Source organism: Staphylococcus piscifermentans, assembly GCF_900186985.1.
Classification (GTDB): Bacteria; Bacillota; Bacilli; order Staphylococcales; family Staphylococcaceae; genus Staphylococcus; species Staphylococcus piscifermentans.
Map to the genome: position 1 here is coordinate 1,528,651 of NZ_LT906447.1, position 16,734 is coordinate 1,545,384.

The following is a 16,734-nucleotide window of genomic DNA, read 5'->3' on the forward strand; positions in this document are numbered from 1 at the left end:
ATAATGTGAGTCAAACAAGTTATGCAGTGGTAGATTTAGAAACAACCGGTAATCAAAAGGATTACGATGACATCATACAAATCGGAATCACTTTTGTTAAAGACTTTGAAATTGTCGGTTCCTATCACTCGTTAATTAAAACTGACTTAGAAATACCGCCTTTTATACAGGCACTTACCTCTATTGAAGATCAAATGCTGACTCAAGCACCTTATTTTAATGAGATAGCCGAGGACGTATACGACTTGATGAAAGATAGTGTTTTCGTTGCACATAATGTAGCCTTTGATTTGACGTTCTTGAAGAGAGCTTTTAAGAGATGCAACATTTCTTATCAACCTAGAAAAGTGATTGATACAGTGGAACTCTTTAAAATCGCTTTTCCAACAGATAAAAGCTACCAACTTAGTGAGTTGGCAGAATATCATGATATACCGTTAGAGAATGCGCATCGAGCTGATGAAGATGCTGCTACAACTGCTAAATTGATGATTAAAGCGTTTGAAGTGTTGTATGCTTTGCCGACTGATACCTTGAAACAACTTTATTACCTCAGCAAAGACTTAAAATATCAGCTGCATGATGTCATATTCGAAATGGTGCGACAAAGAGAGACGCAGCCCTTAGGCAAGGAATTTGATCAATTTGAGCAAATTATTTATAAAAAGCAAAAAGATCTAAAATCACCTTCAGTAGACTTTGAAGGTTCAACTGAAACTTTTTATAATAAAGTGATTGAGGCCTTAGGATACACTTATCGTCCACAACAATTGTATCTGGCTGAAACGATACTAGATCAACTGATGCACAGTGAAAAAGCACTGATAGAAGCACCTCTAGGTTCTGGTAAATCATTAGCCTATTTAATAGCAGCTTTAATGTATAACATTGAAACAAAACAGCATGTGATGATTTCGACTAATACAAAATTATTGCAAAATCAGTTGTTAGAACAAGACATTCCGACACTTGAACAAGTATTAGGATACCGTATTAATGCTGCAATTATTAAAAGCAGAAAAGATTATATTTCTTTAGGTTTAATCAGTCAAATTTTAAAAGATGAAACACAAAATTATGATGTTTCGCTATTAAAAATGGAATTACTAGTGTGGATTACCCAAACAGAAACTGGAGATATTCAAGAGTTGAATCTCAAGGGCGGACAAAAGATGTATTTAGAACAAAAAGCAGAAACTTATGTACCTGTCCGCAATGATATTCATTACTATAATTTCTTAAAAAGAAACGCTCAAAATATTCAAATCGGCATTACCAATCATGCTCATTTAATTCATGCTTCACAAGAAAATAAAATTTATCAATTGTTTGAAGATTGTATAGTAGATGAAGCACACCGCTTACCTGATTATGCATTAGATCAAGTAACCAACGAGTTAAGTTATTCTGATATCAAGTATCAATTAGGACTTATCGGTAAAACTGAAAATGAAAAATTATTAAAAGCAGTAGATCATTTAGAACAAAAGCGTATTCTAGAAAGATTAGACATTCCACCGATTGATATTTTCGGATTAAAGAATGCTATCAACGACATTCACGAACTTAATGAAAAACTGTTTACAACTATCTTTGATATCATCCATGATTCAGATATCCATGATGATGATAATCATAAAATACATTTTGTGAACGATTTTGATACTGCACCAATTTTAAAAGATATCCATGAAATTATTCACAGCCTTAATTTAACGCTAGAATATTTTAACGGGATGAGTCATAAAACTATTAAATCTATTCGCAAACATCTCTTATATTTAAACGATCATTTTCGTGCCATTGAACAGAGTCTCAAAGATGGCCATACTTGTTTCTTATCTATTAAAAACTTAGAACAAAAATCTACTATTACGATTTATGTTAAAGATTATAAAGTAAGAGAGATACTGACAGAACGTATAGTAGATAAATTCAAGGCGCTGACCTTTATTTCTGGCACGCTTACATTTAATCGCTCATTTGATTCATTTAAAAATTGGTTTAAAGAAGATGAACACTTTAATACCTTTATTATCGATGATGTCGTTAAAAACGATAATAAAGCAACCATATTCATTCCAAATGATGTAGCACCTTATCATTACAAGGATGTAGAGAAATATGAGCATGCGATTGTAAGTTATATCAGTGAGTATGTAAATGAAACACAATCTAAGTGTTTAGTACTCTTTACAAGTTATAAAATGATGTATCACGTACAAGAGTTATTGAATGATTTACCTGATTTCGAAGATTATATTATTCTTTCACAACAAAATAATAATCAAAATTATAAAATTGCGCAGCAGTTCAATAATTTTGATAAATCGATTTTACTAGGCACTGGTACTTTCTTTGAAGGCTTTGATTTTCAAGGAGAAGGTATTAAATGTGTGATGATAGCGAAGTTGCCGTTTATGAATCAAAATAACACTAAATATTGGCTTATGGATTCAGAATTTGTGTCGACTTTTAAAGACTATGTTTTACCAGATGCTGTAATTCGATTCAGACAAGGCTTAGGCCGTTTAATCAGAAACGAAAAAGATAAAGGTATTGTAGTGTCTTTCGATGATCGTTTGATAAAAAGTAATTATCAACACTTTTTCACCCAAGCATTAGAATCATTTAAGAAAGTGAATGGCAATATTCAACAATTCGGCAAAATTTTAAAGAAATTAAAAGCTTAGTCAAAATTAGCAACTAGCAGTAATAGCATAATTTTGATAAAATAAGGACGGGTTTGAATTAATAAAACGTAGAATGAAAGGGGGATAGAAATAATCTTGAATTGAGATTATTTCATTGTCCCGAGATAAAGTTCTATAATTAAAGAACTTAAAATAATACAAATGAAGTATAGGAGTTTGGTTATGAAGACTACAATTAAAGATGCTAAGAATCATATCGGCCAAGAAGTCACTATCGGTGCTTGGCTGCATAATAAACGTTCTAGCGGTAAGATTGCTTTCTTACAACTACGTGACGGAACAGGATTCATGCAAGGCGTAGTAGTAAAATCAGAAGTCGATGAAGAAACATTTGCTACTGCAAAAAATATTACTCAAGAATCATCACTTTACGTGACAGGTACCATTTCAGAGGATAATCGCTCAGATTTAGGCTATGAAATGCAAGTCAAATCAATTGAGGTCATTCAAGAAGCACATGATTATCCGATTACACCAAAAAATCATGGTACTGAATTCTTAATGGATCACCGTCATTTATGGTTACGTTCAAAAAAACAACATGCAGTAATGAAAATTCGTAATGAAATTATTCGTGCTACTTATGAGTTTTTCCATGACACTGGTTTCGTTAAGATTGATCCGCCAATTTTAACAGCAAGTGCTCCAGAAGGTACAAGTGAATTATTCCATACAAAATACTTTGATGAAGATGCTTTCTTATCTCAAAGTGGACAATTATACCTTGAAGCTGCAGCTATGGCTTATGGCAAAGTTTTCTCATTCGGACCGACTTTCCGTGCAGAGAAATCTAAAACGCGTCGTCACTTAATCGAATTTTGGATGATTGAAGGCGAAATGGCATTCTATGAACATGCTGACAGTTTAGAAGTTCAAGAACAATATGTTACACATGTTGTTCAATCTGTACTTAAAAACTGCGAACTTGAATTGAAAACTTTAGACAGAGATACTTCTAAATTAGAAAAAGTTCAAGCGCCATTCCCACGTATATCTTACGATGATGCCATTGAATACTTGAAAGAACAAGGTTTCGATGATATCGAATGGGGCGAAGATTTTGGTGCGCCACATGAAACGGCGATTGCTAATCATTTCGATTTGCCTGTTTTCATTACTAATTATCCAACTAAAATCAAACCATTCTATATGCAGCCAAATCCTGAAAATGAGGAAACTGTATTATGTGCTGATTTAATTGCTCCAGAAGGTTATGGTGAAATTATTGGTGGTTCAGAACGTATTAATGATTTAGATTTATTGGAACAACGTATTGAAGAACACCAATTAGATCGTGAAAGTTACAACTATTATTTAGACTTACGTCGCTACGGTTCAGTGCCGCATAGTGGCTTCGGTTTAGGTTTAGAAAGAACAGTGGCATGGATTTCTGGCGTTGAACACGTTAGAGAAACTGCTCCATTCCCACGTTTATTAAATCGTTTGTACCCATAATATCTAATAGTTAAATATAAATCATATAATGGTCCAGTCAAATGATACGTCTATAAGTCATTCGACTGGACTCTTTTAAATAGATGAAAATATAGAAAGGGGAAGTATATTTGAATATTGATTTTTTAAGAAAACGACCTGTCGTTATTAGAAGAGAACTATTGGATCATTATTATGAACTAGGTCTGACTGAAACAGATTTAGTTATATTATTAAAGTTGATTTATGAAAATGAACATTCAAATAAACAACCTTCTATTCAGTACTTAAGTCAAGGTACGACGATGAAAGAACGTGAAATTACTACCGTGATTCAACATTTAATTCAACTCGGACTGTTCAACCTTACCGTTCAAAAAGACGAAGATGGACGGTTTGCAGAATTTATGGACTTAGAGGGGTTTTACCAAGCATTTAATAAAATATTGCAAGCGCAAGAGTTAAATGATAAACGAAATGATGATAAGGAAGCTTTCAAGGAGCTATTTCAATTTATTGAACAATCCTTCGGCAGACCACTTTCACCTATAGAAATTGATACTTTAAATCAATGGATAGACGTGGATAAACACGATATATCAGTTATACAAGCAGCCGTAAACGAGGCTTTAAGTCTAGATAAAGTAAATTTCAAATATATCGATCGTATCCTTTTGAATTGGAAAAAACATAATGTCAAAACAGTAGATGATTCTAAAAAAATCAGCCAGCAATATACTACACCACAGATGAAGCATACCGTGAAAAACATTCCTAAATTCGACTGGCTGAATGGAGAGGGGGACTAATGATATGTTAAGCAAGAAAAAAGCTTTAAGCATGATTGATGTCATTGCTGACATGTTTCCTGATGCAGAGTGCGAATTAAAGCATAACAATCCCTTTGAACTGACCATAGCTGTATTGTTATCTGCACAGTGTACTGACGTGCTGGTCAACAAAGTTACAGCTCATTTATTTAAAAAGTATCAAACTCCTCAAGACTACCTTGATGTGAATCTTAATGAATTAGAACAAGACATCCGCTCAATTGGTTTATATCGTAATAAAGCTAAGAATATACAAAAACTTTGTCGTTCCTTAATTGATAAATTTGACGGAAAAATTCCGCACAACCGTACTGACTTAGAAAGTTTAGCTGGTGTAGGGAGAAAGACGGCAAATGTAGTGATGAGTGTTGCTTTCGGTGAACCAGCTTTAGCAGTGGATACTCACGTTGAAAGAGTTTCTAAAAGATTAGGGATTTGTCGTTGGAAAGATAGTGTGAAAGAAGTTGAAAATAGACTTTGTTCTATTATTCCTAAAGACAGATGGACTAAAAGCCATCATCAACTTATCTTTTTTGGGCGTTATCATTGTTTAGCACGCGCCCCTAAATGTGATATTTGTCCGTTATTCGATGATTGCAGAGAAGGACAAAAACGTTACAGACAGAAAATTAAGCAAGAAGCTGCTCGATCATAGGAGGAATTTATAAATGCTTACAAAAGCTGACTTCGAAGAAAAAGAAGTGATTTTGGATCAGCTTGCTAAAAATAAAAAATTGACTTCTCCGGAAGGGAAAAGCCAACTTGATGATTACTTAGATTTAATTCAAAATTACTTCTGTCAAATTAATAATATTTCTGTTATTAATTTTGAAGAAATTGAAAATTACCCGATTGTGCCTATTAATTTCAAAGAACGCTTTAATTATATAGAAGCGCGTCGCCATCATTTTATGGGATATCGACAAATGAAAACTTTAGTTTCAGAACTGATTAAAATGAATGCCGCCTATAAAGTAAGACAATCTCATCGAAAGCAATAAAAAAAGTGCAGTGCTAGATTTTTTAACTAGCTACTGCACTTTTTTCTTATGATGCTTTATTATTGAAAATTGCATTAAGGTTAAAGAATTTTGTTAATGCATTTCCACCGCTTTGATTGTTATTACCTTGTTGGTTGTTGCCTTGTTGATTATTGCCTTGGCCACTGTTATTACCTTGTCGGTTGTTATTACCTTGGCCACTATTGTTACCTTGCTGACTTGAATTACTACTGTTGGAATTGTTGCTGCTGCCGCTTGAGTTGCCGCCAACAGTACCATTACTATTCACTTTTCTGTTAGTAGTATCATTATCTGGATGTCCTGCAACAGATAAATTTTCTTTGCTTGATCCATCAACAGATGATGGTTTATTGAAGTCTGCTCCGTCACGTGGACTAATATCAGACATTACATCTTCAAGCAAGTATTGAGGATATTCTTGTTCGCTATGGCCAACAAATGAATTTTCACCATAATCTTTTACTTTATTGAAGCCCATCCATACTGACATTGAGTATTTAGGAGTGAAACCATTAATCCAAACATCTTTCGCTGCATCATCAGGTAAGTTGTATTGTTGGTAAGCTTCGCTGCCGTAAGTACCAGTACCAGTTTTAGCTGCAAGGTTGACACCTGAAACGCCGTGTCCATATGCAGAACCCCAAGCTTCAAATGTACCTTTCAAGACTTCAGAAAGCATATATGCTGTATAATCTTGCATTGCTCTATGATGATTCCAATCAAATTCTGTTGTAGCTCCATCTTGATCCACAACTTTTGTAATTGCATGTGCTTGGTTATATTCACCGCCATTAGCTAATGCTGCAAAGGCTGAAGCTAAATCGGTAGGTGAGAATTCAGATGATGAACCACCAAGTACTTCAGAAGGTCCGATTTCACCTTGGTAATTAAGGCCGACTTTTTTAGCAAAGTTCTTAGGTGCGTCGCCGCCAGCATCTTGTTTCGTTTGTTGCCAAGCTTTAAGTGCTGGAATGTTGAAACTTTGTCTTAAGGCATCATATAGAGATACAGTGCCGTGACTCTTCGTATCGTAGTTTCGGAATGTAGTGCCGTCAACCATGTATTCTGATTCATCTTGGATAGCATGATTTGTAGCCCATTGCATATTTTCAATAGCTGGACCATATGCTAAGAATGGTTTTAATGATGAACCAGTAGGGTGAGCATCAGTAGCTAAGTTTCTATCCACGACATCTTTAAAGTTTCTGCCGCCTGAGATGGCTACCAGACCACCATTTTTGCTATCTACGATTGTAGAACCAACTTGTTGGTCATCATTTTTGTAATAATTACCATTATTAATATGATCTTGCAATGATTTTTGAACACTAGCATCCATGTTAGTGTAAATTTTCACACCACTATTTAAGACATCGCCTAAGTTTTTATCTTTATACTTAGGATGAGCCATTAATTCTGTTTTAACAAAGTTAACATATGAATCCATTTCTGGATCTTTGTCATCAGCCTTAATCGCACGCTGGTCAGCATTACGTTTTACAAGATTTTTCTCAATTGGAGTATCTTGTGCTTTTTCCATTTCTGCTTTAGTAATTCTATGGTGATAGTGCATTAAATATAATACTGTATCTTTACGTGATTCCGCTTCTTTAGGATGATCATACACATTATACAAGTTAGGTACTTGCGGTAAACCAGCTAAATATGCTTCTTCAGGAAGACTTAAATCTTTCAAGTCTTTATCGAAGTAATATTTTGCAGCTGCTTTAACGCCATACACACCATCAGAATAATAGATTTTATTTAAGTAAATCTGGAAAATGTCGTCTTTACTGTATTCTTGCTCAAGACGATAAGATAAGTATGCTTCTTGCGCTTTACGTCCAATAGATTTTTGATCTGTTAAGAATGAACGTTTAACAACTTGTTGTGTCAAAGTTGAAGCCCCTTGCGAACCGAAACCGCCAGTAATATTTTTACCTACAGCTCCGAACAGACGTTTATAGTCTAGAGCACCGTGTTGGTAGAAACGATTATCTTCAGTTGCCAACACTGCGTCTTTCATATGTTGCGGAACATCTTTCAGTTCGACGTGAGCACGTCTTTGACCATTATCAAGCGTTTTAACAAGATCTCCATTTTTGTCGTAAATTTTTGCTGGAATCGGGTCTTTTAATTTCGCATCTGTAAAAGCAGGTGCTTTCCAAGCATAATATGCAAATAAAAGAACGCCAATTAATGCTAAAACGATAAAGGCAATAAGTATAAAGCCGATTATCTTGATGATTGTCCTTTTAATACTTTTATTCTGTTTTTTACCGGACTTGCTATTTTTCGAATTAGCAGTCCCTTTTCTTTCCGTCATACGCGGTCCTCACTTTCATCTAATATCAACTTATCAACGGCTTTGAGATAATTCAAACGTGGTTGATACTGATAAGGAATATGGTAACCATTTTTTCTAATTTCTTCAACTGTAATTGATTTCTTGATATCTTGCTGCGCTCTCTTCCAGAAATATTCAAATGGTACATATGGTAATAGATACACTTCATCTAAAGTTTTGAAACGTATCAATAAGAAGGTAATGCCTTTTTGTTCATATACCGACTTCATATGCTTCACTTGATGCTCATGTATATTCTTTAAAGGAAAAGAGGTTTTATTTTTAGTTTCTTTTGCTTCGAAATCAATATAATAGCCATTATATACGCCATTATAATCAGTTGTAGAAGGTGTTCGGAAATATGCTTCTTTGATGACTGCTTTACTGCGTTTGGGATAAGAAACGTCCACAATTTGTACTGGTGTCGGTTTCTTATGAATCACAGCTTTTCCTATAGAAAGGTAGTAATCATTGGATATTTCAATTTCCTTTTCCAAAGTCATCCCGCGACCACCATATTTGATTTTACTCGACTGATGGTGGTTTGTGCGTCCAACTTTAGTCTTATTTGTATTAAATGGCTTACCATTCGGATAATTCAATTTTTTCACCACACTACAGGTTTCTAAAACCGTAATTATTATACAGTAATCACAGTTTTATGCAAACTCTGTGAATATATTTATATACTAAGATTGAAATATACTTCTGATAATTTTTTAATCATTAGATGATATCCAACCTCTATCGTATACATTTTATTTTAACGTTAAATCTGTCATTACACAAACTGAAGTCTATCATCACAAGGGTTTGCAAAAATGACGATGAAATTACATTGTGATAAATTAAGGTTAAGGGAGGAATATATGATGTACACAATTATCCAGCAATTGATCCGATATACTCAAGCGATGAAAGAACGCTATCAGCATGCACGCGAAGGGACTCAATATTCTTTCGACCAAGATGTTGTACCCTTTACTAAAGAAATTGATAATTTAATTTCTCAGTTGAATGGAAATGCCGAGTATGTCATTGCACTTCCTTATATGAATAAAAAGAAATATCATATATTGATACAAAATCTTGAAACACTCTCTGTAGAATGTCACTATGCCAAAACTAGTCGGAAAATTTTTATGGAAAAATTGAAAAGTGTGAAATACGATTTAAAAAATATTAAGGAAAGTGAAACGCATTATGGTTAAAACTGCCTATATTACAGGGTATAAATCTTACGAATTAAATATATTTAAAGAAGATGCACCTGAAATAAAATATTTAAAAGCCTTTATTGAAAATAAGATTGAAGCTTTGATTGATGAGGGCTTAGAATGGGTATTAATACAAGGGCAATTGGGCATAGAATTGTGGACAGCTGAAGTTGTCATCGCGTTAAAAGAAGAATATCCTGAGTTGAAACTAGGGGTCATCCCACCTTTTCAGAATCATACTGAACGGTGGAATGAACAAAATCAAATACAGTATCAGCAAATTACAGCACACGCGGATTTCATAGATACTGTTCACCATGCCCCATACGAAGGACCTTATCAGTTTAAACAGACTGATTTGTTTATGTTAGAACACTCTGACATAACAGTTTTGTTATATGATGAAGAACAAGAGGCGAGTCCTAAGTTCTTCAAGCGAATGTTAGTTGATTTTGCAGAACAAACAAATTATACTTGTGATATTGTAACATTTGATGAAATAAACCTTTTCATCAATGATTTGCAGTGGTCAGAAGAAGAAAGTTTCGAATGAGGTGGAGAAAAAATGGCAGATGTATCTTTAAAATTATCAGCGAAAGATATTTATGAAAAAGATTTCGAAAAAACTCTTGCCCGAGGCTATAGAAGGGAAGAAGTAGATGCATTCCTAGATGACATCATTGCAGACTATCAAAAAATGGCTGACTTAGATAGTGAAGTCGTTAAATTAAATGAAGAGAATCATAAGTTGAAGAAAGAACTTGAAGAACTGCGTTTACGTGTAGCAACTTCTAGACCACAAGAAAACAAGAATTTTTCATCAAATGGCAGTACGAATAATGTGGATATACTTAAACGCATTTCTAATTTGGAAAAGGCAGTGTTCGGCAAATAAATCTTAAAGCATTGATTTCATAATCTGAATACTTTATCTATTTAAGATTGCCTTTACCTTGATACTTTAACCGTGTTATAATTTTAGAAGTGATATTTCGGGTAATCGCTATAGCGATATAGAGGAAAGTCCATGCTCACACAATCTGAGATCGATTGTAGTGTTCGTGCTTGATGAAATAATAAGTCAAGGCAATATGACGGCAGCGAAATAACCTAAGTCTTCAAGATAAGGTTAAAATAGCTTGAAAGTGCCACAGTGACGTAGCTTTTGCAGAAATGTAAAAGGTGGAACGCGGTAAACCCCTCGAGTGAGCAATCCAAATTTGGTAGGAGCACTTGTTTAGCGGAATTCAACGTATAAACAAGGAAATGACCGTGCATAAATCGGTATTTCAGACAGATGGTTACCACCGGCGTACCAGTGCATACTAGTGCACGTGATGAGTACTAAGGTACAGAACATGGCTTATAGAGATATCATTGCTAGTTTAGCTCTCCTGTGCAGGAGAGCTTTTTTAATTTGAGCTAAAAAAGCAGAATCATTCCACATAAACAGGTTAATCTCTGCTACAATTGTTAAGTAAATATGATAGAGAAGGAAGGGAAAATGCACATGTATCAATTATTAGCTGTCTGCCCAATGGGTTTAGAATCAGTTGTATCTAAAGAAGTAAACGAACTTGGTTATGATACAGAAGTTGAAAACGGCAGAATATTTTATGAAGGTGACGAAACAGCTATTGCTAAAAGTAATCTCTGGTTACGTACTTCCGATAGAGTACGTTTAGTAATGGGACGCTTTAAAGCAACTGAATTTGATTCACTGTTCGAACAAACTAAAAGTATACCTTGGGAAACAATTATCCCTGTAGACGGCAATTTTCCTGTACAAGGACGTAGTGTCAAATCTACTTTGCATAGTGTTCCAGACGTTCAAGCCATTGTTAAAAAAGCAATTGTAGAACGCTTGAAAGATGCATATTCACACAAAGGATGGTTAGACGAAACAGGTGCTAAATATCCAGTGGAAGTCGCTATTCATAAAGATCAAGTGTTATTAACCATTGATACTTCAGGTTCAGGATTAAATAGACGCGGCTATCGTTTAGCGCAAGGTGAAGCACCAATTAAAGAAACCTTAGCGGCAGCTATGATTCGTTTAGCTAACTGGAACGGAAATACGCCATTAATTGACCCATTTTGCGGTTCAGGTACGATTGCAATCGAAGCCTGTTTGATTGCTCAGAACATTGCGCCTGGCTTTAACCGAAGCTTTGTCTCAGAAACATGGGATATTATGCCAGAAGGTTTATATGACCAATTACGTGATGAAGCAGATCGACAAGCTGATTACGATAAAGAAGTAGAAGTTTATGCTTATGATATTGATCCTGAAATGATTGAAATCGCAAAACGTAATGCAGATGAAGTCGGTTTAGGTGAAGTTATTCATTTTGAAGTGAAAGATGTTAATACTTTAGACATTCATACCGACCAACCAATTGCCTTAATTGGTAACCCGCCATATGGTGAACGTATTGGTGATCGTGATGAGGTTGAAGAAATGTATCGCTATCTCGGAAAATTAATGAAAGAACATCCAAACTTATCTGAATACATTTTAACTAGCAACAAAGAGTTTGAATTTTTAACTCAGCGTAAAGCAACAAAACGCAGAAAATTATTCAATGGCTATATTGAATGTACTTACTATCAATATTGGGCAAACAAAAAATAAAAAACAACTGAATAGGAGGAAAAAAATTGAATCAAGAATTTAAGCGTGGGATAATTTATTCCTTAATCGCCTACATTTTATGGGGAACTCTTCCTATTTACTGGTCATTACTCAATGATATTGGTCCATTTGAGATTCTTGCTTATAGAATTATCTTGTCTATGATATTCATGGTCGCTTTAATCATTGCTATAGGTAAATATTCTCAATTTGTAAATAGTATTAAATTATTAACAATGAAACAACTGATAGCTCTGACGGCCGCAGGTTATATTATTACGATTAATTGGGGCACTTTTATTTGGGCTGTCAATAATAATCATGTACTACAATCCAGTTTAGGTTACTATATTAACCCTTTAGTCAGCATCGTGCTGGCCATGATCTTTTTAAAGGAACGTTTTAATAAAATGGAATGGTTGGCTATCATTCTTGCTGTTATCGGCGTATTATATATGACTATCCGAATCGGGGAGTTTCCAATCGTATCAATAATCTTGGCATTATCCTTTGGATTCTATGGACTATTGAAAAAAATAGTACCTATAGATGCGCTCAGCAGTATTACTTACGAATGTATCGTGACTACACCTGCTGCGATAATATATATCATTTATCTTTGGACAACTCATCAATCATCAGTCGGATTCAATATGCCAACATTATGGTTAGTGTTCTCAGGCGCCATCACAGCTATACCACTTATCAGCTTCTCAGCAGGTGCACGTAGAATCCCATTATCTTTAATGGGATTCATTCAATATATAGGTCCGACATTAATGTTTATACTTGGCGTATTCGTTTACAAAGAACCATTTAATACCAACCAATTAATTACGTTTATCTTTATTTGGGCAGGTATTATCATTTATTGTATTTCTAGATATATTCAAATGAAAAAAGATAAAAATCCAGCGGTATAATACACTTCGAGGGAGTGGGGCCGAAATAATATTTATTAAAATTATTTCGGTATCCAACTCTCTTTTTATTTTTAAGCACAGCCGAAATAATTATCCTTTAGAGTCTGTCTCATTTGTTATACAATTAATACAACGTTATTGAAAAAGGGGAACAACATATATGTCTAGTACGAACCAATTAGATATTTTATATAAATTAAAAAAAGAAGTAGAAAAATCCAACCATGAAGATTTAGTACATATCATTAATCAAGTAATTAAAAAAGTATATTTAAATCAATTTACGCTCACTTTTGTGGGTCACTTTTCAGCAGGGAAGTCTACACTGATCAATCTTTTATTAGAACAGGAGATTTTGCCAAGCTCTCCAGTGCCTACTACTAGTAATACAGCGATTGTCTCTGTAGCAGATGAGAGTGAGATTATCGCTAATTTAGAAGGCCAAAAATATACAAGGTTGAGCGACTACGAAGAAGTGAAACAATTAAACAGACAAAATGGGGATGTTGAGTCTGTTGAAATTAAATTTGAATCCGATAAATTCAATAAAGGCTTCACTTTACAAGATACACCTGGAGTAGACTCCAATGTATCCATGCACCAAGCTTCAACAGAACAATTTATGTTTACCAGTAATATTGTTTTCTACACAGTAGATTATAATCACGTTCAGTCTGCAATGAACTTTCAATTTATGAAACGTCTTAATCATGCAGGCATTCCAGTGGTTTTTGTTATCAACCAAATTGATAAACATAATGATGAGGAATTATCCTTTAAAGATTTCAAACAAAATATCGAAAATGCTATTAATGAATGGGATTTAGACATATTGAGAACTTTCTACGTCTCTAAATTTGATTATCCTGAAAATCAAATCGACGAACTTTCCGACTTTTTAATCGAACAAGATAACCATCGCGAGTCAATGGAAGATTACATTCAACGTATTACACAATTTATTACAGATGATCAACTCTCTTATATCCAATCAGAGATGCAAGATATTTTAAGCATTCTAGATATTGAAGAAGCGCAGTTTGATCAAGCATATTTAAATTTCCAACAAAATAAGTCAGTGAGTGAAGAAGCGCAATTACTCAACGATCCTGATAAATTATTTAACTATTTGAAGTATCAACGTAAAAAAATTCTGGATAATGCTTATCTGATGCCTCATGAAATGCGTGAAAAAATCCGTGAATATCTAGAGAGTCGCGTAAAGACTTTCAAAGTCGGCGGGCTATTTAATAAAAAGAAAAAAACGGAAGAAGAACGACAAGCGCGTCTAGATAAAGTGATGTCAGAACTGCAAGATTTAGTGAATCAGCAAGTAAGACAGCCGATGCGCGAAGACATGTCATTCTTGACACGATTCATCAACCAATCTTCAGTCAACCAAGCTATATTAAACCAGCACTATGAAATTCCTGAAAATTTAATTTCAGATTTATATCAAGAACAAATGAGTATCAGTAATCAATACGTCTTGAACTTTTGCGATGATGTCGTGAAAGCAATTCATAACTTTATTAAAAAAGATTCAGAACCATTGTTAAAAGACGCTGTCAAATATGCTGAAACACAAAATATTGCTGATGAAGACGAATCAGCAGATTATGGAGAATATGAAAAATATATTAAACTGCGAGAATTACGAGAGTCCTTAGAAACACACAACTACCAACATTATTATATTCATTTAGATGATTCTTTGGATAAACTCATTGATCGGACGGAAATTAAATATACCAAAGAGGAACTTAACCAACCTGAACGTCAGGAAAAATCCACTAAAGAGATTGCAAATCAAGAAACAGAGGATATTGACCTTTCTGTAATCAAACAAGGTATCGACATTATCGAACCTGTACCTTTGTTCCAACAAACGAAAGATGATTTAAATGCGGCTATCGACAGAATGGATCAGCAAATTGTTAAAATCGGGGTCTTCGGAACATTCAGTGCAGGTAAAAGTAGTTTAATTAATGCCTTACTGGGAGATACGTATCTCGTAAGTTCGCCTAACCCTACGACAGCAGCTACAACGGAATTATCTTATGGCGATTCAAGTGCTATAACTTTGAAGAAAGAAGAGCAACTATTGGCTGAATTAAATCAACTTGTTGAATCTCAGCAATTCCATTTTGACAGCTTAAATGATTTTAAAGCTACAGATACAACCGCTTTAAAAAATTCTCTCAAAAAAGAACAGTTAGCCTTCGTTAATGCGGTAAAATCTCATGTTGATTTATATCAAGAGATGATAGAGAACGGTTTAACTCACGATATTAATCAAGATGAAGTTAAAAAATGGAGTGCAGAAGATTCCTATGCTGCATTTGTAGAAACTGTGCATTTGAAATTACCGATTGAATGGCTGAAAAATAAGATTATTGTTGATTGTCTAGGTCTGTATTCCAATAACCAGCGTCATTCCAATGAAACAGAAAAAATACTAACATCTTCAGATTTAATCTTGTATGTAAGTTATTTCAATCATTCATTTACAGATAATGACAAAGCTTTCATAGAATACATGAAGGAAATGAATCAATTAAATGAAAATCAAACTTTCAAAATGGTCATAAATGCTGTGGATTTAGCAGAAACTAAAAATGATTTAGAAGCAGTTGAAGACTATGTATCAGATGCTCTGAACCAGGTCAATATGCCTGCAGAAATCTATTCAGTATCTAGTCGACGTGCCTTAAAAGAAGGCGACAGCGGCCTTAACGCGCTTAAAGAAAGTTTAGATTACTTTGCTTCTGTTGAATCCAAAGTGGTCTTGCAACATCAAATGAAGTCACAATTAGAGCAAATCAGTCAATCCTTTACTGAGATGTCTCAGGATTACCAAAATAATCGTCAAGAAATGGAAAAACGTCAAACTAAAATACAAGAAATTGAACAACAAGGCGCTATTCCAGAGACAACTTTATCTACATCTAAGCAGCATACTTATAATGAAGTCGAAGATCAAATTTATCATTTGAATGAACGTTTAAAGTTGCAATTGTTTGATGAAGTTCGAACTGTATTTAATGCACAGATGACTAAGAACAAGGACTTTGAAGATGAAAAACGTACTGCTGTCAAAACTTATTTAGAGCAAATTCACGGCAGACTTTATATGGAACAAACTTTAATTGCTGAACGTATTAAAAAATTCTTTAATCAGCAATTAGAAGAACAACTTGCCCCTGTCGTAAAAAAATTAAATCACTTGCATATTTTGATTCATCCACACTTTAATATCGATATGAACAAAGAGGCTATCGATACGCTGCATATTGATTTTGAAGCTATGAATCAAGCATTACCTAAAAAATTATCCAAAAAACGCTTATTGCAACCTAAAGCTCAAAAAGAAATTCAAGAAGATATTACCATGAATACTGTAGAGTTATTGCAAGATGAGATTAATCTATTACGTCAACAACTTGAACAACAAGTGAAATTGATGGGGCAGACTGCTGAAACGCAAATCAGTGATATTTCTGAAGAAATTCATCATCAAGCTGATGAACTGCTTAAAGTAAAAATAGATACATCATTGATTAAGCAAATCGATAATGCAAATCAACAACTTAAATCAATTTTATAATTTAG

13 protein-coding genes and 1 other RNA gene are annotated in these 16,734 nt (G+C 34.2%); 12 read left to right on the top strand and 2 right to left on the bottom strand.

The window, feature by feature from the left end:
- The first annotated feature begins 5 nt into the window (after positions 1-5).
- The 5 genes from CKV71_RS07180 (at position 6) to CKV71_RS07200 (ending at position 5,979) form a co-directional block, all read left to right on the top strand.
- Positions 6-2,693, top strand: a complete 2,688-nt coding sequence (locus tag CKV71_RS07180) for a helicase C-terminal domain-containing protein (protein ID WP_095105230.1) — start codon at positions 6-8, stop codon at positions 2,691-2,693.
- Positions 2,694-2,876: 183 nt separating this feature from the next.
- Positions 2,877-4,169 (top strand): asparagine--tRNA ligase, encoded by a 1,293-nt coding sequence (gene asnS / locus CKV71_RS07185; RefSeq protein WP_095105234.1) that lies wholly within the window; start codon positions 2,877-2,879, stop codon positions 4,167-4,169.
- A 110-nt stretch (positions 4,170-4,279) separates the two neighbouring features.
- Complete coding sequence (locus CKV71_RS07190; RefSeq protein WP_095105237.1) at positions 4,280-4,957, top strand: DnaD domain-containing protein; 678 nt, start codon at positions 4,280-4,282, stop codon at positions 4,955-4,957.
- 4 nt (positions 4,958-4,961) lie between these two features.
- Positions 4,962-5,633 (top strand): endonuclease III, encoded by a 672-nt coding sequence (gene nth, locus CKV71_RS07195; protein WP_095105239.1) that lies wholly within the window; start codon positions 4,962-4,964, stop codon positions 5,631-5,633.
- Positions 5,634-5,646: 13 nt separating this feature from the next.
- Positions 5,647-5,979 (top strand): YpoC family protein, encoded by a 333-nt coding sequence (locus CKV71_RS07200; protein WP_095105241.1) that lies wholly within the window; start codon positions 5,647-5,649, stop codon positions 5,977-5,979.
- Between the two features lie 46 nt (positions 5,980-6,025).
- Here the strand turns inward: CKV71_RS07200 and CKV71_RS07205 are convergent, their stop codons facing one another.
- Together CKV71_RS07205 and recU are read right to left on the bottom strand one after the other, a co-directional pair.
- A complete protein-coding gene (locus tag CKV71_RS07205; protein WP_095105243.1) occupies positions 6,026-8,326 on the bottom strand; it encodes a transglycosylase domain-containing protein in 2,301 nt (766 codons plus the stop codon).
- Positions 8,323-8,949, bottom strand: coding sequence for a Holliday junction resolvase RecU (recU, locus tag CKV71_RS07210; protein ID WP_095105245.1), 627 nt, complete (start codon positions 8,947-8,949; stop codon positions 8,323-8,325). Before recU ends, CKV71_RS07205 begins: the two co-directional genes overlap by 4 nt.
- A gap of 267 nt (positions 8,950-9,216) precedes the next feature.
- Between recU and CKV71_RS07215 the strand changes: the two genes are divergently transcribed.
- From CKV71_RS07215 to CKV71_RS07245, 7 genes are all read left to right on the top strand, one after another.
- Entirely contained in the window at positions 9,217-9,558 is a 342-nt protein-coding gene (locus CKV71_RS07215; RefSeq protein ID WP_095105247.1) for a DUF1798 family protein, read from the top strand.
- Positions 9,551-10,117: an SLOG family protein gene (locus CKV71_RS07220; protein ID WP_095105249.1), complete on the top strand. Its 567-nt coding sequence runs from the start codon at positions 9,551-9,553 to the stop codon at positions 10,115-10,117. The genes CKV71_RS07215 and CKV71_RS07220 overlap by 8 nt, the downstream gene beginning before the upstream one ends.
- A gap of 12 nt (positions 10,118-10,129) precedes the next feature.
- On the top strand, positions 10,130-10,459 hold the full coding sequence (gene gpsB, locus CKV71_RS07225; protein WP_095105251.1) for a cell division regulator GpsB: 330 nt from the start codon (positions 10,130-10,132) through the stop codon (positions 10,457-10,459).
- A 93-nt stretch (positions 10,460-10,552) separates the two neighbouring features.
- An RNA gene (gene rnpB, locus CKV71_RS07230) (RNase P RNA component class B) lies at positions 10,553-10,935 on the top strand.
- Between the two features lie 139 nt (positions 10,936-11,074).
- Complete coding sequence (locus tag CKV71_RS07235) at positions 11,075-12,199, top strand: THUMP domain-containing class I SAM-dependent RNA methyltransferase (RefSeq protein ID WP_095107271.1); 1,125 nt, start codon at positions 11,075-11,077, stop codon at positions 12,197-12,199.
- 26 nt (positions 12,200-12,225) lie between these two features.
- Positions 12,226-13,122, top strand: a complete 897-nt coding sequence (rarD, locus tag CKV71_RS07240) for an EamA family transporter RarD (protein ID WP_095105253.1) — start codon at positions 12,226-12,228, stop codon at positions 13,120-13,122.
- A gap of 160 nt (positions 13,123-13,282) precedes the next feature.
- A complete protein-coding gene (locus tag CKV71_RS07245) occupies positions 13,283-16,729 on the top strand; it encodes a dynamin family protein (protein ID WP_095105255.1) in 3,447 nt (1,148 codons plus the stop codon).
- Positions 16,730-16,734 lie beyond the last annotated feature (5 nt).